The following is a 1,297-nucleotide window of genomic DNA, read 5'->3' on the forward strand; positions in this document are numbered from 1 at the left end:
GGTATGAATCGTGATGATGTCATTAACCACTTAGGTACGATTGCCAAGTCAGGCACTGCCGAGTTTATGTCTAAGCTAACAGGTGATAGCCAGCAAGATTCTCAGTTGATTGGTCAGTTCGGTGTTGGGTTCTATTCCGCATTTATTGTTGCCAAGAAAGTTGATGTATTCACGCGTAAAGCGGGTACAGATAAAGCGGAAGGTGTTCACTGGAGCTCCGAAGGTGAAGGTGAATTCACCATAGAGAATATCGAGCGTGCCGAGCGTGGTACTTCGATTGTGCTTCACCTGAAAGAGGAAGAGGCTGAGTTTGCTAACGGCTGGAAGCTACGTAGTCTGGTTAAGAAGTATTCTGACCATATCGCCTTCCCGGTTGTGATGAAGTCTGAGCCAATGCCTGCTGAAGAAGGTAAAGAGCCAGAAGAGCCAAAAGACGAGACAGTCAACGAAGCCACAGCGCTTTGGTCTTTGTCTAAGTCTGAAATCAAAGAAGAAGAGTATCAATCTTTCTATAAGCATATTTCTCATGACTTCCAAGAGCCACTAACTTGGTCTCATAACCGTGTTGAAGGTAAATTGGACTACACAAGCTTATTGTATATTCCTTCAAAAGCGCCTTTTGATATGTACAACCGCGATGTACCGAAAGGGCTCAAGTTGTACGTTCAGCGTGTTTTCATCATGGATGAAGCTGAGCAGTTCCTGCCTCTGTACCTACGGTTTGTTAAAGGTATTGTTGATACTCGCGATCTTTCGCTGAACGTCTCTCGTGAAATCTTGCAGAGTGACAAGACCGTTGAAAGTATGAAGACTGCTTTGACCAAGCGTGTTCTTGATATGTTGACCAAGATGGCGAAGAACGATGCTGAAAAGTATCAGTCTTTCTGGGATGAGTTTGGCCAGGTAATCAAGGAAGGCTTGGCTGAAGACTTTGGAAATAAAGAGAAAGTTGCCGGTTTATTACGTTTTGCGTCCACTGAAGGGGATAGCAAGCAGACAGTTTCTCTAGCGCAGTACATTGAACGTATGCAAGAGAGCCAAGACAAGATCTACTATGTTAGCGCTGAGAGCTATGCAGCCGGTATCAGTAGCCCTCACATGGAAATCTTCCGTAAAAAGGGTATTGAAGTGCTTGTGCTGAGTGATCGTGTTGATGGCTGGATGATTTCTTACTTGAGTGACTTTGACGGTAAGCACTTGCAAGACATCACCAAAGGCGAGCTAGATCTAGGTGATATCGAAGACGAAGAAGACAAAAAACAGATCGAAGAAGCGAGCAAAACTTATGAAAGCTTGA

At 44.5% G+C, this 1,297-nt stretch carries 1 protein-coding gene; it reads left to right on the forward strand.

All coding sequences use genetic code 11. The features are described 5' to 3' along the window. Positions 1 to 1,297 (forward strand): molecular chaperone HtpG (htpG, locus tag A3729_RS12650; protein WP_068633969.1); only part of this gene is annotated, 1,297 nt, incomplete at both ends.

The organism is Oleiphilus sp. HI0043 (assembly GCF_001634935.1).